Annotated in this window: 17 protein-coding genes; 14 read left to right on the forward strand and 3 right to left on the reverse strand. The window is 71.1% G+C overall.

The genetic code is table 11. The features are described 5' to 3' along the window. Positions 1–120: 120 nt before the first annotated feature. The 3 genes from chvE (at position 121) to mmsB (ending at position 4,131) form a co-directional block, all read left to right on the forward strand. The gene (gene chvE, locus ACH495_RS11620; protein WP_396857655.1) at positions 121–1,260 is read left to right on the forward strand and encodes a multiple monosaccharide ABC transporter substrate-binding protein; all 1,140 of its coding nucleotides are present in this window, start codon (positions 121–123) and stop codon (positions 1,258–1,260) included. Between the two features lie 85 nt (positions 1,261–1,345). After that, the gene (mmsA, locus tag ACH495_RS11625; protein WP_396857656.1) at positions 1,346–2,884 is read left to right on the forward strand and encodes a multiple monosaccharide ABC transporter ATP-binding protein; all 1,539 of its coding nucleotides are present in this window, start codon (positions 1,346–1,348) and stop codon (positions 2,882–2,884) included. Beyond that, a complete protein-coding gene (mmsB, locus tag ACH495_RS11630) occupies positions 2,881–4,131 on the forward strand; it encodes a multiple monosaccharide ABC transporter permease (RefSeq protein WP_396857657.1) in 1,251 nt (416 codons plus the stop codon). Before mmsA ends, mmsB begins: the two co-directional genes overlap by 4 nt. Before the next feature lie 60 nt (positions 4,132–4,191). On the opposite strand, the gene ACH495_RS11635 is transcribed toward mmsB, so the two are convergent. Beyond that, entirely contained in the window at positions 4,192–5,826 is a 1,635-nt protein-coding gene (locus ACH495_RS11635; protein WP_396857658.1) for a glycoside hydrolase family 27 protein, read from the reverse strand. Between the two features lie 673 nt (positions 5,827–6,499). Here ACH495_RS11635 and araB point away from each other — a divergent pair. The 9 genes from araB to ACH495_RS11680 all read left to right on the forward strand — a co-directional run bounded on the left by araB (position 6,500) and on the right by ACH495_RS11680 (position 18,708). Beyond that, positions 6,500–8,182 (forward strand): ribulokinase, encoded by a 1,683-nt coding sequence (gene araB / locus ACH495_RS11640; protein ID WP_396857659.1) that lies wholly within the window; start codon positions 6,500–6,502, stop codon positions 8,180–8,182. After that, entirely contained in the window at positions 8,179–8,850 is a 672-nt protein-coding gene (locus ACH495_RS11645) for an L-ribulose-5-phosphate 4-epimerase (protein WP_396857660.1), read from the forward strand. Before araB ends, ACH495_RS11645 begins: the two co-directional genes overlap by 4 nt. Positions 8,851–8,945: 95 nt before the next feature. After that, on the forward strand, positions 8,946–9,944 hold the full coding sequence (locus ACH495_RS11650; protein ID WP_396857661.1) for an ABC transporter substrate-binding protein: 999 nt from the start codon (positions 8,946–8,948) through the stop codon (positions 9,942–9,944). A 75-nt stretch (positions 9,945–10,019) separates the two neighbouring features. Further along, on the forward strand, positions 10,020–11,561 hold the full coding sequence (locus ACH495_RS11655) for a sugar ABC transporter ATP-binding protein (RefSeq protein WP_396857662.1): 1,542 nt from the start codon (positions 10,020–10,022) through the stop codon (positions 11,559–11,561). Beyond that, positions 11,558–12,628, forward strand: a complete 1,071-nt coding sequence (locus ACH495_RS11660) for an ABC transporter permease (protein ID WP_396857663.1) — start codon at positions 11,558–11,560, stop codon at positions 12,626–12,628. Before ACH495_RS11655 ends, ACH495_RS11660 begins: the two co-directional genes overlap by 4 nt. Next, the gene (yjfF, locus tag ACH495_RS11665; protein WP_396857664.1) at positions 12,625–13,617 is read left to right on the forward strand and encodes a galactofuranose ABC transporter, permease protein YjfF; all 993 of its coding nucleotides are present in this window, start codon (positions 12,625–12,627) and stop codon (positions 13,615–13,617) included. Before ACH495_RS11660 ends, yjfF begins: the two co-directional genes overlap by 4 nt. A gap of 26 nt (positions 13,618–13,643) precedes the next feature. Then, on the forward strand, positions 13,644–15,146 hold the full coding sequence (gene araA, locus ACH495_RS11670; RefSeq protein WP_396857665.1) for an L-arabinose isomerase: 1,503 nt from the start codon (positions 13,644–13,646) through the stop codon (positions 15,144–15,146). A gap of 174 nt (positions 15,147–15,320) precedes the next feature. Continuing rightward, a complete protein-coding gene (locus ACH495_RS11675) occupies positions 15,321–17,399 on the forward strand; it encodes an RICIN domain-containing protein (RefSeq protein WP_396857666.1) in 2,079 nt (692 codons plus the stop codon). A gap of 319 nt (positions 17,400–17,718) precedes the next feature. Then, entirely contained in the window at positions 17,719–18,708 is a 990-nt protein-coding gene (locus ACH495_RS11680; RefSeq protein WP_396857667.1) for a LacI family DNA-binding transcriptional regulator, read from the forward strand. Positions 18,709–18,954: 246 nt separating this feature from the next. Here the strand turns inward: ACH495_RS11680 and ACH495_RS11685 are convergent, their stop codons facing one another. Further along, the gene (locus ACH495_RS11685; protein WP_396857668.1) at positions 18,955–21,711 is read right to left on the reverse strand and encodes a beta-L-arabinofuranosidase domain-containing protein; all 2,757 of its coding nucleotides are present in this window, start codon (positions 21,709–21,711) and stop codon (positions 18,955–18,957) included. A gap of 62 nt (positions 21,712–21,773) precedes the next feature. Beyond that, on the reverse strand, positions 21,774–23,252 hold the full coding sequence (locus tag ACH495_RS11690; protein WP_396857669.1) for an arabinofuranosidase catalytic domain-containing protein: 1,479 nt from the start codon (positions 23,250–23,252) through the stop codon (positions 21,774–21,776). Positions 23,253–23,455: 203 nt separating this feature from the next. Between ACH495_RS11690 and ACH495_RS11695 the strand changes: the two genes are divergently transcribed. Both ACH495_RS11695 and ACH495_RS11700 read left to right on the forward strand, forming a co-directional pair. Continuing rightward, positions 23,456–24,721, forward strand: a complete 1,266-nt coding sequence (locus ACH495_RS11695; RefSeq protein WP_396857670.1) for a cyanophycinase — start codon at positions 23,456–23,458, stop codon at positions 24,719–24,721. Positions 24,722–24,852: 131 nt separating this feature from the next. Next, complete coding sequence (locus tag ACH495_RS11700) at positions 24,853–26,280, forward strand: hypothetical protein (RefSeq protein WP_396857671.1); 1,428 nt, start codon at positions 24,853–24,855, stop codon at positions 26,278–26,280. The last annotated feature ends 26 nt before the right edge of the window (positions 26,281–26,306 follow it).

The following is a 26,306-nucleotide window of genomic DNA, read 5'->3' on the forward strand; positions in this document are numbered from 1 at the left end:
TGTTACGAGAACGAGACATGCGCGTTTCGCCCGATCGGTTGACGGTGCAACTTGTGAGCGTTAACACTCCCGAGAGGATTCCGGTGCGGTTCGTGGAGTACGTAGGGGAGAGGAAAGCTCGTGCGCAGACGATTTCTGGCCGCGCTCGGCGGCGTCGCGATCGCCGTCAGCCTGGCCGCATGCAGCGGTGAGGGCGCCGGTGGCGGCGGGGACACCAGCTCCGCCAAGCCCGGCGACCTGACCATCGGCGTCTCGATGCCGACCCAGACCTCGGAGCGGTGGATCGCCGACGGCAACGCGGTGAAGGAGAAGCTCCAGGCCAAGGGCTACCAGGTCGACCTGCAGTACGCCGGCGACGAGATCCCCACCCAGTCGCAGCAAATCGACCAGATGATCACGCAGGGCGCGGACGTGCTGGTGATCGCCGCCATCGACGGCACCGCGCTGAGCGGCCAGCTCCAGGCGGCCGCCGCCGCGAAGATCCCGGTGATCTCCTACGACCGGCTCATCCGCAACAGCCCGAACGTCGACTTCTACGTCAGCTTCGACAACTACAAGGTCGGCGTGGCCCAGGCCAACGCGCTGCTGGTCGGCCTGGGGCTGCAGAACAAGGACGGCTCGAAGGGCACCGCGACCGGCCCGTTCAACGTGGAGCTGTTCGCCGGCTCGCTCGACGACAACAACGCGCACTTCTTCTTCAACGGCGCGATGGACACGCTCAAGCCGTACTTCGACGCCGGCACGCTGAAGGTGAAGTCGGGCCAGACGAAGATCGAGCAGGTGGCGATCCTGCGCTGGCAGCAGGAGACCGCGCAGAAGCGCATGGAGGACCTGCTCACCTCCAGCTACAACGACGGCAGCAAGGTGGACGGCGTGCTGTCGCCCTTCGACGGCCTGTCCCGGGGCATCATCACCGCCCTGCAGAACGCCGGCTACCGCGGCGGCGCCAAGAAGATGCCGGTGATCACCGGCCAGGACGCCGAGGTCGCCTCCGTCAAGCTCATCAACGACGGCATCCAGAGCTCGACCGTCTTCAAGGACACCCGCCTCCTGGCCGACCAGGCGGTGGTGGCCGCCGAGGCGTTCCTGAAGAAGGAGGAGCCCAAGGCGAACGACACCAAGACGTACGACAACGGCGTCAAGGTCGTGCCGTCGTTCCTGCTGCCGGTGCAGACCGTCTACCAGGACGACATCAAGTCGGTGCTGGTCGACTCCGGTTACCTGACCGCCCAGGAGGTCGCCGCCGGGCGGGCGGGCTGAGCCGCTCTCCGGCGGGCCCGGTGACGCACCACGTCGCCGGGCCCGTCGGCGCATCGACGCGACGGCCACGAGCAGGACGGTTTCCATGAGCGATCACATCCTCGAAATGCGGAACATCACGAAGACCTTTCCCGGAGTGGCCGCGCTCCAGGACGTCTCGCTCGCCGTCCGGCGCGGCGAGATCCACGCGATCTGCGGCGAGAACGGCGCGGGCAAGTCCACGCTGATGAAGGTGTTGTCCGGCGTGTACCCGACCGGCAGCTACGACGGGCAGATCGTCTTCGACGGCGAGCCGGTCGGGTTCCGCGGCATCCGGGACAGCGAGTCGCACGGCATCGTCATCATCCACCAGGAGCTGGCGCTGGTGCCGTACCTGTCGATCGCCGAGAACATCTTCCTCGGCAACGAGCGGCGTGGTCGCGGCGGGCTGATCGACTGGCACCGGACCAACGCGGAGGCCGCGGCGCTGCTGCGGTCGGTCGGGCTGCACGAGAACCCGGTGACCCCGGTGATCCAGTTGGGCGTGGGCAAGCAGCAGCTGGTGGAGATCGCCAAGGCGTTGTCCAAGAAGGTCCGGCTGCTCATCCTGGACGAGCCGACCGCGGCGCTCAACGACGTCGACTCGGCGCACCTGCTGGACCTGCTGCGGCGGCTCCGCGACCAGGGCATCACCTGCATCATGATCTCGCACAAGCTCGGCGAGATCACCGCGGTCGCCGACTCGACGACCGTGATCCGGGACGGCCGTACGGTCGAGACCCTCGACATGGGCGACGGCGCGGCGACCCAGGACCGGATCATCCGCGGCATGGTCGGTCGCGACCTCGCGGCGTTCTACCCGACCCGGACGTCGACGCCCGGCGCCGAGGTGCTGCGGGTCGAGGACTGGACCGTGCGCCATCCGACCCAGGACCGGCTGGTGGTGGACCGGGCCTCGCTCACGGTCCGCGCCGGCGAGGTGGTCGGCATCGCCGGGCTGATGGGCGCCGGCCGCACCGAGCTGGCGATGAGCGTGTTCGGCCGGGCGTACGGCCGGGACATCAGCGGGCGGATCTTCGTCAACGGCCGGGAAGTGCGGCCCCGCACGGTGGCCGAGGCGATCGCCGACGGCATCGCGTACGCGACCGAGGACCGCAAGCACTACGGCCTCAACCTGATCGGCGACGTGCGCGGCAACATCTCGGCTGCCGCGCTCGGGAAGCTCGCGCGGCACGGCTGGATCAACGGCAACGAGGAGATCGACGTCGCCGAGCGGGGACGGCGGGACATGAACATCAAGGCGCCGAGCGTCATGTCGACGGTGGGCAAGCTCTCCGGCGGCAACCAGCAGAAGGTCGTGCTGTCGAAGTGGCTGTTCACCGACCCGGACGTGCTGATCCTCGACGAACCGACCCGGGGCATCGACGTCGGGGCGAAGTTCGAGATCTACACGATCGTCAACCGCCTGGTGGCGGACGGCAAGGCCGTCGTCATCATCTCGTCCGAGCTGCCCGAGCTGCTCGGCATGTGCGACCGCATCTACACCCTGGCGGCCGGCCGGATCACCGGCGAGGTGCCGGTGGGCGACGCCACCCAGGAGAACCTGATGGAACTCATGACCAAGGACAGGGATCTCGTCGGATGACCAGCACGAAGCCCGCCACCTCCGGAAAGGTCGACGCGCCCGACACCGGTGCGGCCGCCACCCTGCACACCGGGACCAGCGACCCGCGGACGCTGATCCTCGGCAACCTGCGGCAGAGCGGCATCTACATCGCCCTGGTGGTGATCGTCGCGCTGTTCGCGATCCTCACCGACGGCGTCTCGCTCAGCCCGGGCAACCTCACGAACATCGTGCTCCAGTACTCCTACATCCTGGTGCTCGCGATCGGCATGGTCATCGTGATCATCGGCGGGCACATCGACCTGTCCGTCGGGTCGGTGGTGGCGCTCACCGGCGCGGTCTCGGCGGTGCTGGTGATCCGGGAGGGCATGCCGTGGTGGGTCGGCATCCTCGCCGCGCTCGCCGTGGGCGTCGCGGTGGGCGCCTGGCACGGCCTCTGGGTCGCGTACGCCGGCATCCCGGCGTTCATCGTCACCCTGGCCGGCATGCTGCTGTTCCGCGGCCTGACGTTGCGGGTGCTGGACAACATCTCGCTGTCGCCGTTCCCGGACGAGTACCAACGGGTCGCGGCCGGTTTCCTCAACGGCCTGCTCGGCGGGCAGGGCTTCGACGCGTTCACGCTGTTCATCGGCGTCTTCGCGGTGGCGGGGTACGCGGCGAGCGTGTTCCGGACCCGGCTGGCCCGGGTCCGCCACGAGCAGCCGGTGGAGTCGTTCCCGCTCTTCGTCCTCCGGGTGGCGGTGGTCGGCGCCGTCGTGATGTGGTTCGCCTGGCAGCTCGCGCACGCGCGCGGCCTCCCGATCGTGCTGATCATCCTGGCCGTGCTGGTGCTCGTCTACGGCCTGCTCACCCGCCGTACCGTCTTCGGCCGTCAGGTCTACGCGATCGGCGGCAACCTGCCGGCGGCGACGCTCTCCGGCGTCCGGGTGAAGACGGTCAACTTCTGGGTCTTCGTCAACATGGGCTTCCTCTCGGCGGTGGCCGGAGTGATCTACTCCTCCCGTTCGAACGGGGCCCAGCCGGCGGCGGGCAACATGTTCGAGCTGGACGCGATCGCGGCGGCCTTCATCGGCGGCGCGGCGGTCACCGGCGGGGTGGGCACCGTGGTCGGCGCGATGGTGGGTGGCCTGATCATGGCGGTGATGAGCAACGGCATGCAGCTCATGGGCGTCGACCAGTCGATCCAGTCGGCGGTGAAGGGGCTGGTGCTGCTCGCCGCGGTGGCGTTCGACATCTGGAACAAGCGCCGGGCCGCGGGCAGCCGGTGAGCAGCCGGCCGGACGGAGGTGCGCCGTCCGGCCGGCCGTCCGGTCACCGGTCGCGGTCGCTCACGCCCGGGTCCACCGCTGGTTGGTGTTGCCGTGGCAGGTCCAGAGGATCACCCGGGTGCCGTTGGCGGTGCCGCCGCCGTCGACGTCCAGGCACAGCGACGGGAAGCGCACGTTGCTCACCGTGCCGGTGCCGTTGAAGGTCCACTGCTGGTTGGTGCCGCCGTTGCAGTCCCAGATCTGCACCCGCGTGCCGGTGGTCGCGCTGGTCGGCACGTCGAGGCACTTGCCCAGCACCTGCAGCGTCTGCCCGTTCTGGGTGAACTGCTGGTTGGGGTTGCTGTGGCAGTCCCAGATCAGCGTGCCGGTGCCGTTGGCGGTGCCGCCGTTGTCGACGTCGAGGCACCGGCCGGCCGACTCGCTGCGCAGCCGGAACGTGGTCGGTGTGGGCGGCGGGGTGGTGGTGCCGCCGCCGCTGACCCGGTAGACCACGGTGCCGTGCGCGGGCACGCTGGCGGAGATCGCGCCGGTGGTGCTGGAGGTGGCGTCGGTCCACGCGTCGCGCAGCGTGAACGAGCTGCCGCTCTTGCCCACGGCCGCCGCGGTGGTGGAGACCGTCGTGGTGGTGCCGCCCTGGTTGAACAGCGCGACCGCGACGTCGCCGTTGGCCAACCGCTTGGCCAGCACCCGACGCGTGCCGTCGAACGACACCTGACCCGCCTGCAGGGCGAGGGGGTCCTGGCTGATGCCGATCAGGTTGGCGTTGGTCAGGATCGTCTTCGTGGCCGCGGTCATGGTCCGCAGGTCGTTACCGGCGATCAACGGCGACGCCATCACCGCCCACAACGCGAAGTGACTGCGCATCTCGGTGTCGGTCATCCCACCGCGGCCGACCTCCAACATGTCCATGTCGTTGAACGCCCCCGGCTTCGCCCGCCCGGCCAGGGGCACCGTCACGTCGACGATGTTCTGGATGCCCATCGGGTAGCCGTTGGTCTGCCCGGAGTTCCACGTGTTGGTGATGTCCTCCGTGGTCCGCCACATGTTCGCCACGTCACCCCAGTCGCGCTGCGGACCGGTCTTGGAGTGGACGCTGTTGGAGTTGATGCTGTAGACGATCGGCCGACCCGTCGCCGCCAGCGCGTCGCGCATCAGGTTGAACACCCGCACCTGATCGTCGATCGTCCCGCTCGGCGAACACCAGTCGTACTTCAGGTAGTCCACCCCCCACGCCGCGAACTGACGCGCGTCCTGCGCCTCGTGCCCCTGCGCGCCCGTCGACCCCGGATAGCTGTTGAAGTACTGCGCACACGTCTTCGTCAACGGACCCTGGTAGATGCCGAACTTCAACCCCCGGGCGTGGATGTAGTCACCCAGGGCCTTCATCCCCGACGGGAACCGGCTCGGATCGCCCTGGAGGTTTCCCGCCGAGTCCCGGTTCGGGTTCATCCAGCAGTCGTCGACCACGACGTACTGGTAGCCGGCGTCCCGCATCCCGGAACTGACCATCGCGTCCGCCATCTGCCGGATCAACGTCTCGTTGATGTTGCAGCCGAACGTGTTCCAACTGTTCCAGCCCATCGGCGGCGTCCGCGCCGCGCCGTTCTCCAGCGCCCGCGCCGGGTACGGGGCGACGACCCCGTCGGTGACGGTGGCCGCGAGCGCCACCGCCGCCACCCCCAGGGCGGCCAGCATCCATCGTGTCCTTCTGCGCACAGGTCCTCCTCGGTTGACCGGGCGCCGACGAGGCGGCGTCCCGGCGGGAGCGGCGGCCTGACGCGGTCCGTGCCACGGGTCGTCGGTGAGTGCCGGGAAGCCCGGGGCGTCGAGGGACGGTGGACCGCTGGCAACTGCTCCTCGGTGGTGGGTCCGGCGGTGGCCGGGAACGCCGCCGGCTGCCGTCTCGCTGCGTGCCAGTTGCGTCCGCCCGGGGATGGCACGCCGGTGCATTGATGTCGCGGATGTTATCGCTGACATCAAACTGTGTAAATAGCAGGACTCGCCGTGCGCCGGCCGTAGGCCGCGCCGATCGGCGCTCGGCCGGCGGGGAAAAGCGCCGTTGAGAGCGCCTTTGCCGGCCTGTGGGACGGGCGGCTCGGACGCGGTGCCGGGGTGGGCCCGGATGATCGACGAGCGGCGACGTGAGGCATCGATTGTTTTCGTTAACACGACGATGGACGAGCGCCGTGTCGCCGACCGTCCGCGCCTCCGGTGGGTCTCACGGGAGGGGCGGGCGGGCCGGTCCCCGCGCCGTCCACGGCGGGTGCCGCGTGGCGACCGTTCCCGTTACGTAGCCGTTGCGTTCGGGTGTCTTGACGGATGTATATGTGAGCGCTAACACTAACTCCGTGACGCGGCGGAGGTGTAGATGAGCGACGTGGAGGCGACCGACCGGTACGTGGTCGGGGTCGATTTCGGCACGCTGTCCGGGCGGGCGCTCGTGGTGCGGGTCCGGGACGGCGCCGAACTCGGCACGGCGGTGCACGAGTACCGGCACGGGGTGATCGAGGCGGCCCTGCCCGACGGGGGCCCGGCGCTGCCCCCGGACTGGGCCCTGCAGGACCCGGAGGACTACCGCGACGTGCTGCGCGAGGCGGTGCCGGCCGCGCTGGCCGCCGCCGGGGTGGACCCGGCCCGCGTGATCGGGATCGGCACCGACTTCACCGCCTGCACCGTGCTGCCGACGCTCGCCGACGGCACCCCGCTGTGCGAGGTCCCGGAGCTGCGCCACCGGCCGCACGCCTGGGTCAAGCTGTGGAAGCACCACGCCGCGCAGCCGCAGGCCGACCGCATCAACGCGCTGGCGCACGAGCGCGGCGAGCCGTGGATCGGCCGCTACGGCGGCAAGATCTCCGCCGAGTGGCAGTTCGCCAAGGGATTGCAGATCCTGACCGAGGACCCCGAGGTCTACCGGCGGGCCGAGCGTCTCATCGAGGCGGCCGACTGGATCGTCTGGGAGCTGTGCGGCGTGGAGACGCGCAACGCCTGCACCGCCGGCTACAAGGGGATCCGGCAGGACGGCCGCTACCCCTCGCCGGAGTACCTCGCCGCGCTCGACCCCGGCTTCACCGACTTCGTGACCAAGCTGGACGGCCCGCTGCTGCCGTTGGGCGACCGGGCCGGCGTGCTCGGCGCCCGCGCCGCGGCCTGGACCGGGCTGCCGGCGGGCATCGCGGTCGCGGTCGGCAACGTCGACGCGCACGTCACCGCCGCGTCCGCGCAGGCGCTGCGCCCGGGCCGGCTGGTGGCGATCATGGGCACCTCCACCTGCCACGTGCTCAACGGCACCCACCCCGCCGAGGTTCCCGGCATGTGCGGCGTGGTCGACGGCGGCATCAGCCCGGGCGCCTGGGGCTACGAGGCCGGGCAGAGCGGCGTGGGGGACATCTTCGGCTGGTTCGTGCGGCACGCCGCCCCGGCCGGTCTCGACTCGCACGAGCGGCTCACCGAGCTGGCCGCCGCCCAGCCGGTCGGCGCGCACGGCCTGGTGGCGCTGGACTGGTGGAACGGCAACCGCTCGCTGCTGGTCAACCACGACCTCAGCGGCCTGGTCGTCGGGCTGACGCTGGCCACCCGGCCGCCGGACGTCTACCGCGCGCTGCTGGAGGCCACCGCGTACGGCACCCGCATGATCGTGGAGGCGTTCGCCGAGGCGGGCGTGCCGGTGGACGACCTGGTGGTGGCCGGCGGGCTCACCTCGAACCGCCTGCTGATGCAGATCTACGCCGACGTCACCAACCGGCCGCTGGGCATCATCGGCTCCGCCCAGGGGCCGGCGCTCGGGTCGGCCATCCACGCGGCGGTCGCCGGCGGGGCCTACCCGACGATCCACGAGGCGTCGGCGGCCATGGGGCGGGTGGACGAGGCCGTCTACCGGCCCATCCCGGAGAACGTGCGGGCGTACGACGCGCTCTACGCCGAGTACCGCGCGTTGCACGACCACTTCGGTCGGGGCGCGAACGACGTCATGCTCCGCCTGCGGGCGATCCGGAACGCGGCGGTCGAGGCCGCCGCAGCGCAGCACGACCCGGCCCTGGAGGTGGTGGGATGAACCCCGAGATCGCCGCGCTGCGCGAGACCGTCGCGCGCCTGCACCGCGAGCTGACCCGCTACCACCTGGTCGCCTGGACCGCCGGCAACGTCTCGGCCCGCGTACCCGGGCAGGACCTGATGGTCATCAAGCCGAGCGGGGTGGACTACGACGACCTGACCGCCGACACCATGGTGGTTTGCGACCTCAACGGGGTCGTGGTCGACGGCGGCGGCTCGCCGTCGAGCGACACCGCCGCGCACGCCTACGTCTACCGCGCGATGCCCGAGGTCGGCGGCGTCGTGCACACGCACAGCGGCTACGCGACCGCCTGGGCGGCCCGGGGCGAGTCGATCCCGTGCTGGCTCACCGCGCAGGCCGACGAGTTCGGCGGCGAGATCCCGGTCGGGCCGTTCGCCCTGATCGGCGGCGACGACATCGGCAAGGGCATCGTCAGCACGCTGTCCGGGCACCGCTCACCCGCGGTGCTCATGCGCAACCACGGCGTGTTCACCATCGGCAAGGACGCGCGCGCGGCGGTCAAGGCGGCGGTGATGTGCGAGGACGTCGCCCGCACCGCCCACCTGGCCCGCGCGCTCGGGCCGCCGCTGCCGATCGCGCCGGCCGACATCGACTCGCTCCACGACCGCTACCAGAACGTGTACGGCCAGCGCCCGCCCGTCGGGTGACCCCGGACCAGCAACCACCTCATCCCCACCACCACAACCGGTCGCCCGGCCCTGCCGGTCACGCGCCCGGATCACCCCACCCCCGAGGAGAACCGATGAGAACCAGGAGCACGGCACGCACGGTCATCGCCGCGCTGGCCGGCGTGCTGCTCGCCGGCAGCATGGTCGCCTGTGGCAACAGCGACACCGGCGACTCCGGCAGCGGCGGCGGCAGCGACAAGCTCGTCCTGGGCTTCTCCCAGGTCGGCGCGGAGAGCGGCTGGCGGACCGCCAACACCACCTCGATCAAGGAAGCGGCGGGCCAGGCCGGCGTCGAGCTGAAGTTCGACGACGCGCAGCAGAAGCAGGAGAACCAGATCAAGGCGATCCGGAACTTCATCCAGCAGAAGGTCGACGTGATCGCCTTCTCGCCGGTGGTCGAGTCCGGCTGGGACACCGTGCTCAAGGAGGCCAAGGACGCGAAGATCCCGGTGATCCTGACCGACCGCGCGGTCGACTCGGCCGACAAGTCGCTCTACAAGACGTTCCTCGGCTCGGACTTCGTCAAGGAGGGCCGGCTCGCCGGTGAGTGGCTGGTGGAGCAGAAGAAGGCGGCCACCGGTCCGGTCAACATCGTCGAGCTGCAGGGCACGACGGGCTCGGCCCCGGCGAACGACCGGAAGAAGGGCTTCGGCGAGGCCATCGCGGCCAACCCCAACCTGAAGATCGTCGCGTCGCAGTCCGGTGACTTCACCCGTGCCGGCGGCAAGCAGGTCATGGAGCAGTTCCTCAAGGCCAACCCGAAGATCGACGTGCTCTTCGCGCACAACGACGACATGGGCCTGGGCGCGCTCGAGGCGATCACCGCGGCCGGCAAGGTGCCCGGCAAGGACATCACCATCATCACCGTGGACGCGGTGAAGGACGGCATGCAGGCGCTCGCGGACGGCAAGTTCAACTTCATCGCCGAGTGCAGCCCGCTGCTCGGCCCGCAGCTGATGGACCTGGCCAAGAAGGTCAAGGCCGGCGAGGAGGTGCCGCCCCGGATCGAGACCGAGGAGACCACCTTCACCCAGGAGACGGCGAAGGAAGCGCTGCCCAACCGCAAGTACTGAGCCCCACATCGGGGGTCGCCGTCGCACCGACGGCGGCCCCCGTGCCACCACCGTTTCCAGAAGAGGTCCGATGGCATGACGGGTGACCGTCCGGTCCTGACCATGACCGGAATCAGCAAGACCTTCCCCGGGGTCCGCGCGCTCCACGACGTCGACTTCCGGCTGTTCCCGGGCGAGGTCCACGCCCTCATGGGCGAGAACGGCGCCGGCAAGTCGACCCTGATCAAGGTGTTGACCGGCGTCTACGGCACCGACGCCGGCACCGTCACGCTCGCCGGTGAGCAGGTGTCCTTCTCCGGTCCGATGCAGGCCGCCGCGGCCGGCGTCAGCACCGTCTACCAGGAGGTCAACCTCTGCACGAACCTGTCGGTGGCGGAGAACATCTCCATCGGCCGGGAACCCCGCCGGCTGGGCGCCGTGCGCTGGGGCGAGATGCGTCGCCGGGCCCGGGCGCTCCTGGCCCGGCTCGACCTCGACCTCGACGTCGCCGCGCCGCTCGGGACGTACTCGCTCGCCGTGCAGCAGATGGTCGCCATCGCCCGGGCGATCGACGTGCAGGCCCGGGTGCTCATCCTGGACGAACCGACCTCCAGCCTGGACGCCGGCGAGGTGGCCCAGCTCTTCCGGATCATGCGCCAGCTCCGGGACGAGGGGATCGCGATCCTCTTCGTCACCCACTTCCTGGACCAGGTCTACGGCATCGCCGACCGCATCACGGTGCTGCGCAACGGGACCCTGGTGGGGGAGTACCGCACCGCGGAGCTGCCCCAGTTCAGCCTGGTGGAGAAGATGATCGGCCAGGAGCTGGACGTCCTGGAGCGCCTCGACGAGCAGCAGAAGCGCGCCACCGTCGCGCCGGACGGCAAGGCCCCGCTGGTGGACGCCACGGAGCTGGGCCGCCGTGGCGCGGTCGCCCCGTTCAGCCTGCGCATCCACGCCGGTGAGGTGGTCGGCCTGGCCGGCCTGCTCGGCTCCGGCCGCACCGAGGTGGCCCGGCTGATCTTCGGCGCCGACCGCGCCGACCATGGTCAGATCGTCGTCGACGGCGGCCGGTCGCCGCTGCGTACCCCGATCCAGGCCATCGACCAGGGCATCGGCTTCTGCTCGGAGAACCGCCGCGCGGAGGGCATCGTCGGTGAGCTGTCGGTCCGGGAGAACATGATCCTGGCGATGCAGGCCGCGCGCGGCTGGCTGCGCCCGATCCCGCGCCGCCGGCAGGACGAGCTGGTCCAGAAGTACGTCGAGGCGCTCAGCATCCGCCCGGCGAACCCGGAGCTGCCGGTGCGCAACCTCTCCGGCGGCAACCAGCAGAAGGTGCTGCTGGCACGCTGGCTCATCACCGAGCCGCGCCTGCTCATCCTCGACGAACCCACCCGTGGCATCGACATCGGCGCCAAGGCCGAGATCCAGAAGCTGGTGGTGCAGCTCTCCGACGGCGGCATGGCGGTGCTGTTCATCTCCGCCGAGCTGGAGGAGGTGCTGCGCCTGAGCCACCGGGTCGCGGTCATGCGGGACCGCGAGATGGTCGCCCAGCTCACCAACGACGACACGCTCGACGCGGACCGTGTCATGCGCACCATCGCCAGCGGAACCCCCCGGGAGGAGGTGAACCGATGAACACCCTCACCGACCGCCTCCGCCCGCTGACCGGGCACCGCCTGTTCTGGCCGGCCCTCGTGCTCGTGGTCATGATCGTCGCGAACACGGTCTACCGGCCCGGCTTCCTCGCCGTGGAGGTCAAGAGCGGCCACCTGTACGGCACGCCGATCGACATCCTCCGGTTGAGCGCGCCGCTGATCCTGGTCGCGCTCGGTATGACGCTCGTGATCGCCACCGGCGGCATCGACCTGTCCGTCGGCTCGCTCTGCGCCATCAGCGGCGCGATCGCCTGCCTGCACATCAGCGAGGCCGCCGACCCGAACAGCCCGTCCACCGTGCTCACCGCGCTGGCCCTGGCGTTCGGCGTCGCGCTGGTGCTCGGCGCGTGGAACGGGGTGCTGGTCGCCGTGATCGGCATCCAGCCCATCATCGCCACGCTGATCCTCATGGTGGCCGGCCGGGGGATCGCCCAGCTCGTCACCGAGGGCCAGATCATCACGATCAACTCCGGTCCGTACCGGGCCATCGGGCTCGGGCACTTCCTGACGCTGCCGGTGGCCATCCTGATCGCGCTCGCCGCGGCGCTGCTCGTGGCCGCGTTCACCAGGCGCACCGCGCTCGGGCTGATCGTCGAGGCGGTCGGCGGCAACGCCGAGGCCAGCCGGCTGGCCGGCATCCGGTCCCGGCGCATCGTCTTCCTCGTCTACGTGGTCAGCGCCGCCTGTGCCGCGCTCGCCGGCTTCATGGTCACCGCGAACGTGTCCAGCGCCGACGGCAACGCCGCCGGGCTCTGGATCGAGCTGGACGCGATCCTCGCGGTGGTGATCGGCGGCACCTCGCTGGCCGGCGGCCGGTTCTCGCTGAGCGGCACCGTCCTCGGCGCGTTGATCATCCAGACCCTGACCACCACCGTGTACGCCATGAACATCTCGCCGCAGACGTCGCTGCTGTTCAAGGCCGTCGTCGTCATCGCCGTCTGCCTCGTGCAGGCCCCGGCGTTCCGGGCCCGGTTCCGTCGCCGCCGACGCGGCGTCGAGCCCGGTCCGGCGGCGCCGCAGCGGGAGAAGGAGCAGGTGCCGGCATGACCAGCACGTCGTTGACCACCGGCCGGTCCTGGCGGCCCAGCCTGTCCCGCCGGCACGTCCCCGTCCTGGCCACGCTCACGCTACTGCTGGTGATGTACGGCATCGGCGTGTCCCAGTACCGCGCCTTCTCCAACGTCCAGGTCGTCTTCAACGTCTTCATCGACAACGGCTTCGTCCTGGTGGTCGCGGTCGGCATGACGTTCGTGATCCTCACCGGCGGGATCGACCTGTCCGTCGGCGCGGTGGTCGCGATGACCGCGATGGTGTCGGCCGCGCTGCTGCGCGACGGGATGCCGGCGGCCCTGGTGCTCGTGATCGCGTTGCTCATCGGCCCGATCCTGGGGTTCCTGATGGGCTGCGCGATCCACTTCTTCGACATCCAGCCGTTCATCGTCACACTCGCCGGAATGTTCTTCGCCCGGGGCATGTGCACGTTCATCAGCGGCGCCTCGATCTCCATCACCGATGGCTTCTGGACCGCCGTGTCCCAGGAGCGGATCGGCAACCCGGCCGGAAACTTCGTGTCGATCAGCGTGCTGATCGCGTTCGCGGTGGTCCTGGTGGCCGCGTACGTGCTGGCGTACACCCGGTTCGGCCGCAACGTGTACGCGGTCGGCGGCAACGCGCAGTCGGCGCTGCTGATGGGCCTGCCGGTGGGGCGGACCCGGATCGCCGTCTACACCATCAGCGGGCTGTGCTCCGCCATCGGCGGCATCCTGCTGTCGTTCTACACGCTGTCCGGCGCGCCGCTGATCGCCGTCGGCATGGAGCTGGACGTGATCGCCGCGGTGGTGATCGGCGGGACCGTCCTCACCGGCGGGTCCGGCTACGTCTTCGGCACCGTGCTCGGGGTGCTGGTGCTCGGCGTCATCCAGACGCTGATCACGTTCGACGGCAGCCTCAACTCCTGGTGGACGAAGATCGTGATCGGCGGGCTGCTCTTCGCGTTCATCCTCCTCCAGCGCCTCATCGGCATCCGGTTCAAGTGACTGCTCCTAGCGCGGAAGGCAACAACATGGCAACTCACCCCCAGCCCGAGGTCTGGTTCCTCACCGGCAGCCAGGGCCTCTACGGCGAGGACACGCTCCGGCAGGTCGCCGACCAGTCCCGGGAGATCGCCGCCCGGTTGGACGCCTCGCCGGACCTCCCGGTCCGGGTGTGCTGGAAGCCGGTCCTGACCTCCAGCGCGGACATCCTGGCGGTGTGCCGGGACGCGGCCGTGCAGGGCGCGGTCGGGGTGATCGCCTGGATGCACACGTTCTCGCCGGCGAAGATGTGGATCGCCGGGCTGGACGCGCTGCAGACGCCGCTGCTGCACCTGCACACCCAGGCGAACGTGGCGCTGCCGTGGGACACCATCGACATGGACTTCATGAACCTGAACCAGGCCGCGCACGGCGACCGCGAGTTCGGGTACATCCAGACCCGGCTCGGGGTGGCCCGCAAGACGGTCGCCGGCCACGTCACCGACCCGCGGGTGGTCGGCCGGGTGGCGGCCTGGGCCCGCGCGGCGGTCGGCCTGTCGTCGATGCGGACGCTGCGGCTGGCCCGGTTCGGCGACAACATGCGCGACGTCGCGGTGACCGAGGGGGACAAGGTCGAGGCGGAGCTGCGGTTCGGCGTCTCGGTCAACACCTACGGCGTCAACGACCTGGTCGAGGTGGTCGACCAGGTCGCCGACGCGCAGGTGGACGACCTGGTCAAGGAGTACGACGACACCTTCCGGGTGGACGCCGCACTGCGTCCCGGTGGCGACCGGCACGACTCGCTGCGCTACGCCGCCCGCCAGGAGTTGGGCCTGCGCACGTTCCTGGACGCTGGCGGTTTCCGCGCGTTCACCACGAACTTCGAGGACCTGGGCGGCCTGCGCCAGCTCCCCGGCATCGCCGTGCAGCGGCTGATGGCCGACGGGTACGGGTTCGGCGGCGAGGGGGACTGGAAGACCTCCGTGCTGGTGCGGACGCTGAAGGCGATGGCCGTGGGCGTCGAGGGCGGCACGTCCTTCATGGAGGACTACACCTACGACCTGACGTTCGGCCACGAACTGGTCCTCGGCGCGCACATGCTGGAGGTGTGCCCGAGCATCGCCGCCGACGTGCCGACCGCGGAGATCCATCCGCTGGGCATCGGCGGTCGGGAGGACCCGGTCCGGCTGGTCTTCGACGCGGCGTCGGGCCCGGCCGTCGTGCTCGGCATGGCCGACATGGGGGAGCGGTTCCGACTGGTGGCCAACGTGGTCGACGTGGTGCCGCCGCCGCATCCGCTGCGCCGGTTGCCGGTGGCCCGCGCGGTCTGGCGGCCCCGCCCGGACCTGTCCGGCTCGGCGGAGGCGTGGATCACCGCGGGCGCGCCGCACCACACCGTGCTCTCCCAGGCGGTGGGCGTGGAGGAGCTGCGTGACCTGGCCGCGATGACGCGTACCGAGCTGGCGGTCATCGACGGCGACACCGAGGCGCACCGCTTCGCCGACGAGCTGCGCTGGAACCAGGCGTACTACCGGCTCGCCCGCGGCTTCTGACCGCCGCCGGACCACCGTGACGGGTGGCGTGCCCCGACGTCCGCGTCGGGCACGCCACCCGTTCGTGTCTCCGCCGTTACGGCTTGACGAACTCCATGTTATCGCTCACAGTCGATGTATTGAGCTACGGACGTCCACCGGGCAGGACGACTGTTAACGATCACAAGGAGGGTCATGAAGGCGACAGGTCGGCTGTCCCGGCTCCTGGCGGGGTTGGCGGCGATGGTGGTTGGCGGCGTGCTGGTGGGGGCGGCCCCCGGGCCGGCCTCGGCGGCGACCGTGGACACCAACGCGTACTACGTGCTGGTGAACCGCAACAGCGGCAAGGCGTTGGACCTCTACAACCAGGCCACCACCGACGGGGCCCGGATCACCCAGTGGTCCCGTAACGACGGTGCCTGGCAGCAGTGGCAGTTCGTCGACTCCGGCGGCGGCTTCTACCGGCTGCGGTCCCGGCACTCCGGCAAGGTGCTCGACGTGACCGGCTCGTCCACCGCCAACGGCGCCGCCGTGGTGCAGTGGAGCGACCACAACGGCACCAACCAGCAGTTCCGCCTGGCCGACTCGGACGGCGGCTACGTGCGGCTGATCAACCGCAACTCGAACAAGGCGGTGGAGGTGCAGAACGCCTCGACCGCCGACGGCGGCAACATCGTCCAGTACGACGACTGGAACGGCGCCAACCAGCAGTGGCAGCTGGCCCGCGTCGACGGCGGCGGCACCCCGACCACCCCGCCGCCGACCACCCCGCCGCCGAGCGGCACGTTCACCAACCCGGCGGTCTGGCAGGACTTCGCCGACGTCGACATCATCCGCGTCGGCGACATCTACTACATGTCCGCCTCGACCATGCACTACTCGCCCGGCGCGCCGGTGCTGCGCTCCTGGGACCTGGTGAACTGGGAGTTCGCCGGCCACTCGGTGCCCCGGCTGGACTTCGGCACCAAGTACGACCTGCCCCCGGGCAGCCAGGCGTACGTGGACGGCATCTGGGCCTCGACGTTGAACTACCGGCCCAGCAACAAGACCTACTACTGGGCCGGGTGCGTCGACTTCGCCCAGACGCACATCTACACCGCGTCGGCCGTCGACAGCCCGTGGAGCAAGCTCACCACGATCCCCAACTGCTACTACGACGCCGGCATGCTGATCGACGACAACGACACCATGTACGTCGCGTACGGCAACGGCACGATCAGCGTGGCGCAGCTCTCCGCGGACGGGCGCAGCCAGGTGCGGGCCCAGCAGGTCTACCAGACGCCGTCGAACATCGGCACGCTGGAGGGTGCCCGCTTCTACAAGCGCAACGGCGCCTACTACATCTGGTTGACCCGGCCGGCCAACGGCCAGTACGTGCTCAAGTCCACCAACGGCCCGTTCGGCCCGTACGAGCAGCGGCAGGTGCTGCTCAACCTGCCCGGCCCGATCTCCGGCGGCGGCGTGCCGCACCAGGGCGGGCTGGTCCAGACGCAGACCGGCGCCTGGTACTACATGGCCTTCACCGACGCGTACCCGGGCGGCCGGATGCCGACGCTGGCGCCGATCACCTGGACCGCCGACGGCTGGCCGCAGGTGCAGACCGTCAACGGGGCCTGGGGCGCGAGCTACCCCAACCCGCTGCCGCTGCACCCGGTGAAGCCGCTCACCGGCACGGACACGTTCGCCGGCACCACGCTCGGCGTGCAGTACGAGTGGAACCACAACCCGGACAACAGCCGGTGGTCGGTGAACAACGGCCTGCGCCTGCAGACCGCCACCGTGACCAACGACCTCTACCGGGCCCGTAACACCCTGACCCACCGGATCCAGGGTCCGACCTCCACCGGGACCATCGAGCTGGACTACTCGGCCATGCGTGACGGTGACCGGGCCGGGCTGGCGATGCTGCGCGACAGTTCGGCCTGGATCGGCGTCCGGCGCGACAACGGCGCCACCCGGGTGGTCATGACCAACGGTCTGACCATGGGCAGCGACTGGAACACCACCAGCACCGGGACCGAGATCGCCAGCGCCCCGGTTTCCGGCGGGCGGATCTGGTTGCGGGCCAACGCCGACATCCGACCCGGCTCGGGGCGGCAGGCGAAGTTCTCCTACAGCACCGACGGCGTCACGTTCGTCCCCCTGGGCAACGCGCTCACGCTCAACAACGCGTGGCAGTTCTTCATGGGATACCGGTTCGGCTTCTTCAACTACGCCACCCAATCGCTGGGCGGTGCGGTGACGGTGCGCCAGTTCGCTCTGACGACGCCGTGACGCGGGTCACCATTTCCCGCGCCTGAGGCGGCGGGAAATGGCCCGGGGTGGGGTTCCGGCACCGGCCGGAAATGCCCCACCCCGGGGCCGTGGACCGGGTCGGAGCTGCCACTTCCCGTCGGTCACCGCGAATGGGGAATGGGCCCGGCGTCAATTCCCCGACAATCCAACAGGATGGCGCGAACGGTGGATCGGTCGCGCCGTGACCGGCGGGACAACTGGCGTAGACTGTCGCCACCCCGGGCCGGCCCGGTCGACGTCGACCCGGTTCGGCCACGCGGGCAATGGCGAAAGTGAGGTGGCCGTGCGCGGTCCTGCGATGACGGACGTGGCACGCCTCGCCGGCGTCTCGCACCAGACGGTCTCCCGGGTTCTCAACGGGCATCCCAACGTGCGTGAGCAGACCCGACTGCGGGTCCAGGCGGCCATCACCGAACTCGGCTACCGGCCCAACCGCGCGGCCCGTGCGCTGGTCACCGGCCGGTCCCAGGTGATCGGCGTGGTCGCGCAGAACACCACGCTCTACGGCCCGGCCTCCCTGCTGGCCGCGCTGGAACAGACCGCCGCCGAGGCCGGTTTCGCGGTCAGCGTCGGCAGCGTCAGCGACCTCGACCACCGCTCCATCTCGGCCGCGGTGGAGCGTCACCTCGCGCACCGGGTGGCCGGCATCGTGGTGATCGCGCCGGTCGAGTCGGCCGGCGAAGCCCTGGAACGGCTGCCCCACGACGTGCCGCTGGTGACCGTCGACGGCGATCCGCGCCGGCCGATCCCGCTGGTCACTGTCGACCAGGTGGCCGGCGCCCGGGCCGCCACCCAGCACCTGCTCGACGCCGGGCACCGCACGGTCTGGCACGTGTCCGGCCCGTCGGACTGGTTCGACAGCGCCGGCCGGATCGAGGGTTGGCGCGAGGCGCTGCGGCTCGCCGGCGCCGAGGTGCCGCCGCTGGTCCCGGCGGACTGGTCCGCCGCGGCGGGCTACCGGTGCGGGCAGATGCTGGCCCGGATGCCGGAGGTCACCGCGGTCTTCACCGCCAACGACCACCTGGCGCTCGGCGTGCTGCGCGCGCTGCACGAGCACGGCCGACGGGTGCCGGACGACATCAGCGTGGTCGGCTTCGACGACGTGCCCGAGGCGGCCTACTTCATCCCGCCGCTGACCACCGTGCGGCCCGACTTCGGGGCGGTGGCCCGGGCCAGCCTCGATCTGCTGCTGACGCAGATCGAGACCGCCAGCGCCGGGCCGCTGCGGCAGACCATCGCGCCGACGCTGGTCCCGCGCCGCAGCGTCGGCCCGCCACCGCCGCGCTGAGCGGTTCTCGGCCTACCCCGGCCCCGCATCGCGTCGGACGGCCATGTCCTCGACAGGGGCCACCGAGGTTGCGCACCGAGCCTGCGGGGTCGGCAGGGGCGCCGGCGGCTGCCGACCGGGCGTCCGCCGGGCCCGTCCGGTCAGCGGGCTCGCGCGGCGGGGCGGAGCCGTCGCCGCCGGGTCGCCCGGCCCGGCGGCGACGGCGTCACCACGGGAGTACGCGCGCCGCGACGCGTATCCCGAATCTCAGACGAAGCGCCAGCGCTGGTGCGCGGCGCCGGTGTCGTCGCCGAGCACGGCCTGTGCTCCCTGGCTGGCGGAGCCGCCGCTGAGGCCGAGCACCCGGCCCCCGTTCGCGCACTGGATCCGGAAGTAGCCGTTCCCGCCGTGACGCAGCCGCCAGCGGTGGTCGGCGGCGCCGTTGTCGGCCCACTGGACGATCCGCGCGCCGGCGGCGGTGGAGCCGCCCTCGACGCCGAGCACCTTGCCGCTGTTCGAGTTGCGCAGCCGCAGGTAGCCGCCGGTGTCCACCAGCGCGGTCCAGAGGTGGTCGGCGGTGCCGGAGTCGCCCCACTGGACGACCGGCCCGCCGTCGGCGGTGGACATGTCCTGCACGCCGAGCACGAGCCCGCTGCCGAGGTTCTGCAGCCGGCGGGCGCCGTTGGGCAGGAACCGCCACTGGTTGTCCGCGCTGCCGTTGTCCGGGTCCTGCACCGCCGTCGCGCCCTGCGCGGTCGAGCCGCCGGAGATGCCGAGCAGCTTGCCGCTGTTGACGTTGCGCAGCTTGTGGGTGCCGTCGCCGACGTCGACCACGGTCCAGAGGTGGTCCGCGGTGCCGTTGTCGGCCCACTGCAGGATCCGCGCGTTGTCGGTGGTGGACATGTTCTCCACACCGAGCACCTTGCCGCTGTTGACGTTGCGCAGTCTCAGCGCCGACCCGTCGACCACGAGCTGCCAGTCGTGGTCGGCGGTGCCGGTGTCGCCCCACTGGAGGGCCAGCCCGCCGTCGGCGGTGGACATGTTCTGGATGCCGAGCACCAGGCCGCTCGCGGCGTTGGCCAGCCGGAAGCTCGCCTCGCCACCACCGCCGCCGCTCGTGCCGGCACGCCAGTAGACCGTGTAGTTGAACCCGTGCGCGTCGTAGAAGGGGCCGAGGTTGACGGTCGCGCCGTTCGCCGTGGCGGTGAACGCCAGGGACCCGCTGCCGGTCCGCGTGACCGAGCCGGTGTCCAGCGTCGGCAGCGCGCTCAACGTGGTGTTGCCGTAGTTGCCGGAGAGCACCACCGGCCCGTACCGGACCGCCTGGACCGCCGCGTCGTCGTTGGCGGCGACCGTGGTCACCCGCATCGGCAGCCGGACGGTGACCACGTCGCCGGCGGTCCAGTCGCGGGTCAGGACGGCGTAGCTGCCCGGTGTGGTGGCGATGCCCTGGGCCGTGCCGTTGACGCTGACCGTCGCCCCGGTGGTCCACGCCGGGATCCGGATCCGCATCGTCCACGACCCGCTCACCGAGCCGGTGACGGTGAGCGTCGTGGTGTCGGAGACCGGGTACGAGGTGCTCTGGGTGACCGTGATGCCGCGCTGGCTCCAGGTGAGCACCGAGGGCAGGAAGAGGTTGACGGTCAGCGTGGTGCCGTTGTGGTAGTAGATGCCGTCGGCCAGGTTGGTGTTGGTCTCCAGCCCGGTGCCCTGGCAGCACCAGAAGGAGTTGTAGTCGGTGCTCCACGTGCCGCCGCCCCAGGCCGGGCCGACTCCGCGCCGGCCGCCCGGGTTCAGCGGGGTGAAGTACGTGACGTGGCCGTGGCTGTCGGCCGGGTTCTGCTGGCCGATCATGTGGTTGAGCAGCGCCCGCTCGTAGAAGTCGACGTACCCGACCCGGTCCGGGTCGAGCTGCCACAGCTCCCGGGTCAGCTTGAGCATGTTGTAGGTGTTGCACGCCTCGCAGGTGTCGTTACGCAGGTAGCCGGCGATGGCGTTGGGCGCGCGGAAGTGCTCGGCCTGGCTGTTGCCGCCGATGGCGTACGTGTGCGCGCCGACCGTGATGCTCCAGGCGTTGGTGGCGATGTCGCGGTAGCGGGTGGTGCCGGTGGCCTTGTACTCCCGGGCCGCCCCGATCCACTTGGGCACCTGGGTGTTCGCGTGCAGCCCGTTGAGCTGGTCGGAGTTGGACGCGAGCGGGTTGAACACGGCGGCGTGGTCGAAGCGCTGCGCCGCGGTCAGCCACCGGGCGTCCCCGGTCTGCTGGTAGAGGTCGGTGAGTACCGCGTTCATGCCGCCGAACTCGGTGCCGAGCATGGCCTGCATCTGGGCCGAGGTGAGCCGGCCGGTGCGCCAGTCGACCCAGCCGGCGAGCGCCAGCAGCACGTCGCGGGCCTGCGTGCTGCCGATCAGACGCCACACGTCGAGCAGGCCGGCGAGCGTCTTGTGCACGCAGTAGTAGGGCACGTTGCCGTTGCTCAGCGTCCGGGCCTCCAGCGCGGTGAAGTCGGACTCCGGGAAACCGGACAGGTAGCCGGTGCTGAAGCCGGCCGCGCCGTTGTTGGCCTGGCACTTCGCCAGCTCGGCGACCATGGTGACCGCCTTGTCCCGGCAGGTGGTGTCGCCGGTCACCGCCCAGGCCTGCGCCCAGGCGGTCAGGAAGTGGCCCTGCATGTGGGTGCGGAACGGGAACGTCGGCGCGTCCCAGCCGCCGTTGGCCGCGGCCCCGGCGGTGGAGAGCCGGTGATTGGCGCGGAAGTTGTAGAGCAGCCGGTTGACGTCGACGAACCGCAGGTAGGCCAGCGTGCGGTTCTGGTTGTCCAGCCAACGGCTCGCGGTCAGCCGGACCTGGCCGGGGTCGAAGGCGTAGGCGGAGACACCGATGTCCGGGCGGGCCGGGGCCAGGGCGGCGCCGGCCGGGCCACCGCCGGTGAGGGAACCGGCGGCGGCGCCGGCCGCGGTCGCGACGGCGGTCGCGCCGGTCGCGCGCAGGAGCATCCGGCGGTTCATGAGGGGAGCGGGCATGCGGGCCTCCGGGCCGGGGTACGGGGTGGCCGGGCGGGCCGTCGCCCGCCCGGCCGGCGGGATCAGTTGCGCAGGTTCCACTGCTGGTTGGCGCCGCCGTTGCAGGTCCAGAGCGCGACCTTGGTGCCGTTCGCGGTGCCCTGGCCGGTGGCATCGAGGCAGAGCCCGGACTGGGCGCTGCTGATGGTGCCGTTGCCGTTGACGTTCCACTGCTGGTTGGCCTGGCCGTTGCAGTCCCAGATGATGGCCCGGGTGCCGGCGGTGGTGCCGGACGCCTCGGCGTCGAGGCACTTGTTGCCGTACACCTGGAGTTGCCGGGCGGCGGTGTAGGTCCAGCGCTGCATGGTGCCGCCCCAGCAGTCCCAGAGCTGCACCTGGGTGCCGTTGGTGGTGCTGCCGTTCGGCACGTCGACGCAGCGGTTGGACTGGTTGCCGACGATCTCGACGTTCTGCCGGCTGCCGCCGGTGGACGCCGCGTAGCCGGCGGCGGTGATGTTGGCCTGGACGGCGTTCTCGGTGGCGTCGGTCGGGTAGCCGGAGGTCATCACGCCCTCGTAGAACGTGCCGGCGGAGCCGTGGCTGTTGTCGCCGCCGATGCCGAGGATGATCGCGCCTTCCTTCTTCATCGGGTGGTAGCCGGGCGCGTTGGGACGCGGCCCGTTGTAGTACGTGGACAGCCCGCCGGACTGGGCGTTGCCGGCCCGGATCGACCAGTGGTTCGGCTCGCCCTTGACGATCGCGGTCAGGAACCGGTGGCTCACCGACGGGTCGTTGGCGTTGTAGCCGGGGTTGACGCCGGAGAACAGGCCGTTCTCCAGGTCGGCCATGATCCAGGGGCCGTTGCCGGTGCCGTAGCCCCAGACCTTGATGTTGCCGAAGTAGATGGCTTCCATGGTGCCGTTGCCGTTGTCGCGGCTGTTGGTCTCGGCGTTGCCGTAGTCGAAGCAGCAGCCGCCGTTGTAGTGGGTGCCGTCGAAGATGGCGTACATGCCCTCGGGTTGGTCGCCCGTGGCGATGCCGTTGGTGGTGTTGTCGCGGTAGCCGGTGCCGGGCGCCACGAACACCCCGTACGCCTTGCGGCCGTTCAGCGTGACCGGGGCTCCGGTGGCGTCGGCGAGGTTGTCGTAACCGCCGGCCGCCGGGCCGGAGAACCCGCCGGGCGGGGCCTGGGTCAGGTGGTTGCCGCGGCCGGACTGGTCGTAGATGACGCTGATCAGGCAACTCGTGTTGGCGCAGAACGCGTCCTGGGTGGCGGCGTTCGCGACGTCGCCGGCGGCGAGCGGGGCGACGTCGCGGGTGGTGTTGTCGGACGCGCGACGCACCTGGTAGAGCGGCCCGGTGTAGGCGCCGTAGAGCGCCCGGGTGGTGCTGTGCGCGGCGACGCAGGGCGTGCCGCCGGCGGCGTAGATGTCGCAGGGGCCGGTGCCGGCGGCGCGCGCCGGGGGCGCGCCGGAGCCGACCACGGACGCGGTCACGGCGACCAGCAGGGCCAGGGGCGCGAGTGCGACCGCCAGGCGGCGACGGGGGGCGGTGGGGTCCATCGATCCTCCTCCGACGGAGATGACGACCTGGTTAACGCTAACAATCGTTCTTAGCGTGGCGTTCACATAGTCGACTGTCAACGTTTCTTTGCGCCGCGAGATCAACAATCGGCGATGTTAGCGCTCTCATGATTGTCCCTGCGTCAGCGATGTCGTACGCTCTGGGCGCGCGGTCCGCCCTCACGGTTCTGTGAGGAGCAACCATGCCCTTGAACCGCTTGCTGACCCTGGGGGTCGGCGCCGCCGCGGCGGTCGCGCTCAGCGTGCCGGTCGCCGCGGTCCCGGCCTCGGCCACCGCGTCCCACAGCCACCGCGACGGCGGCAGCCTGGTGCTGGTCGGCGGCGCGCTCGCCGACGACAACCGGGAGATCTACGACGACATCGTCCGGCTGGCCGGCGGCCCCGGAAAGGCCCGGATCGGCATCCTCACCGCGGGCGCGCCGGTGCCCGCCGAGGATCCCGACGCCGGCACGCCGGACTGCAACAACAGCGTCTGCAACGGCGACTTCTACGCCGAGCTGTTCCGGTCCTACCGGGTGGCCGACGCCCGGTGGATCCCGATCGACCTGGATCATCCGGGCGCGGCCGACGATCCGGCGGTGGTTCGGCAGATCGAGTCGATGACCGGCTTCTTCCTCGGCGGCGGCGACCAGTACCGCTACGTCACCACGATGACCCGGGGGGCGGCGCAGCGGGACAGCGCGGCGCTCGCCGCGATCCGGCGCAAGCTGCGTGGCGGCGCGGTGGTCGCCGGCACCAGCGCGGGCGCGCAGATCATGGCCGGCCGCGACATGATCACCGGCGGCTCCACCGAGCCGGGGCTGCGTGACGGCGCGAAGCCGGGCTACTTCGAGGACCCGGACGTGCTCGGCTACCTGCCGCGCGGCGGGTTCGGGTTCTTCACCGCCGGGCTGGTCGACACGCACTTCTCCCGCCGGGGGCGGGAGGCGCGGTCGATCCGGCTCGCCTCGGACACCCGCCACCGGCGCGTGTTCGGCCTGGACGAGAACACCGCACTGGAGGTGACCGGCGTCGGGAGCCGTCGCCAGTCGCTGCGGGTGCTCGGCCAGCGCGGGGTCAGCGTGCTGGACCTGCGCCGGGCCCGGGTGACCGACCACGGCGGCGTCTGGGGGATCGAGGGCGTGCGGTGGAGCCGGCTGACCGCCGGTGACGCGTACGACGCGCCGCGCTGGCGGGTCCTCCCGGCCGCCGGCAAGCCGCGCGTCCGGCCGGCGGTCGGACCGTGCACCGCGACGCCGTCCGAGGACGTCTTCTACGACTACGCCATGGTCGGGCTGGTCGAGGGCGGGCTGGCCGCCCGTACCGGGTGCGTGGCGGTCGGCGGCACGTCGTACGAGAAGGACCCGCGGTGGTCGGCGCGGCTGACCCGGGGTGCCGGCTTCGCGGCCTACCGGGGTGCGACGGCGACCACGTTCACCGACGTGGTGATCGGCATCCGCCCGGTCTGACGTGGCGCGGCGGCGTCGGGCCGGGCGTCCGGCGCCGCCGTCACCGGCATGTAACAGAAGTTACGTATTGAACAGCGAACTTAATGAATGTAACTTCTGTTTCATCGCTTCGTGGCCCCTCGGAGGTGCCCATGTCCCCTTCCCGCAACTCCCGCCGACTCGCCGTGACGGCGGCCGCCGCCGCGCTGCTCACCGTCGCCCCGCTCGGCGTCACCGCCGCGCACGCCCAGGTCACCCGGGTACGCCAGGGCAGCGCCACCGACGCCGCCCGGGCGAGCTGGTCCGGCCCGGCGTTCACCATGAACGGCTCCGGCGGCATCGTCACCGCCACCATGACGAAGGCGGTCGACGCGATCCGGGGCGGCACCGGCGCGATCGACGTGGTGGTGGTCGCCGGTTCCGGCACCGGCACGCCGGAGTGCGACGTGATCACGCCGCTGACCGGCGTCAACTCCTGCACCACGCTCACCCTGACCGCCACCGCGGACGGGAACGACAGTCAGGTCAACGCGGACATCCGCAACGCCGAGTTCGTCTACTTCGCGGGCGGCGACCAGTGCCGCTACGTGGCCTGGAAGGGCACCGCGCTGGAGGCGTCGGTGGAGTCGGTGGTGGCCAAGGGCGGCGGCGTCGGCGGCGGCAGCGCCGGGCACCACGTCAACAGCGACGTGGTCTACGACGCCTGCACCGCGAGCGCCACCTCGGCGTCCGCGCTGGCCAACCCGTACGACCGGTCGATGACGTTCACCACCGGCATGTTCCGCTGGCCGAACTACGCCGGCACCATCAACGACTCGCACTTCGTCACCCGCGACCGGATGGGCCGGACCATGGCGTTCGTGGCCCGGGCGGTCAAGGACGGGCTGGTCTCCGGCGGCAAGGCCTGGGGCGTCGGGGTCGAGGAGGGCGCCTCGCTCTTCGTCGACCGCGCCGGCCGGGCCACGCTCAGCGGCCCGAGCGCGTACGTGGTGCTCGGCGACCACCAGCCCGAGGTGGCGGTGTCCGGCCAGCCGCTGACCTACCTCAACGTCAAGATCTGGAAGCTGACCGACGGGGTCAGCTACGACTTCGCCAACCGGCCCACCTGCGGCTACTACCTGCGCAGCGTGCGCGCCGGCGTGCCGGACGGCAGCCTCTACAGCGGTACGCCGGTGACCGACTGCTCGACCACGCCGCCGCCGTCGGGCGGCTCGTCCTACGCCGAGGTGGAGCCGAACGACTCCCGGACCGCCGCCAACGACGTCTCCGGGCTGACCTACCCGGCCACCGTCACCGGCGACATGAAGAGCACCTCCGACCGGGACTACTTCGCGCTCACGCTCGGCAGTGGACAGACGCTGACCGTGACCTGCGCGGTGCCGTCCGCGTACGACGCGGACCTCTACCTGCTCAGCGCCACCGGCAGCACGCTGACCCGGTCGGTGAACAACGGCGCCGGGGCGGACGAGTCGGTCACGCTGACCCGCACCGCCTCCGGCTCGGCCACCTACCACCTCGACCTGGAGGCGTACGCCGGCTCCGGCACCGCCGACTACACCTGCACGATCACGAAGTCCTGACCCGGGACCGGTCCGGGGGCGGGCGG

The sequence above is a fragment of the Micromonospora sp. NPDC018662 genome (assembly GCF_044391475.1).
Lineage (GTDB): Bacteria > Actinomycetota > Actinomycetes > Mycobacteriales > Micromonosporaceae > Micromonospora.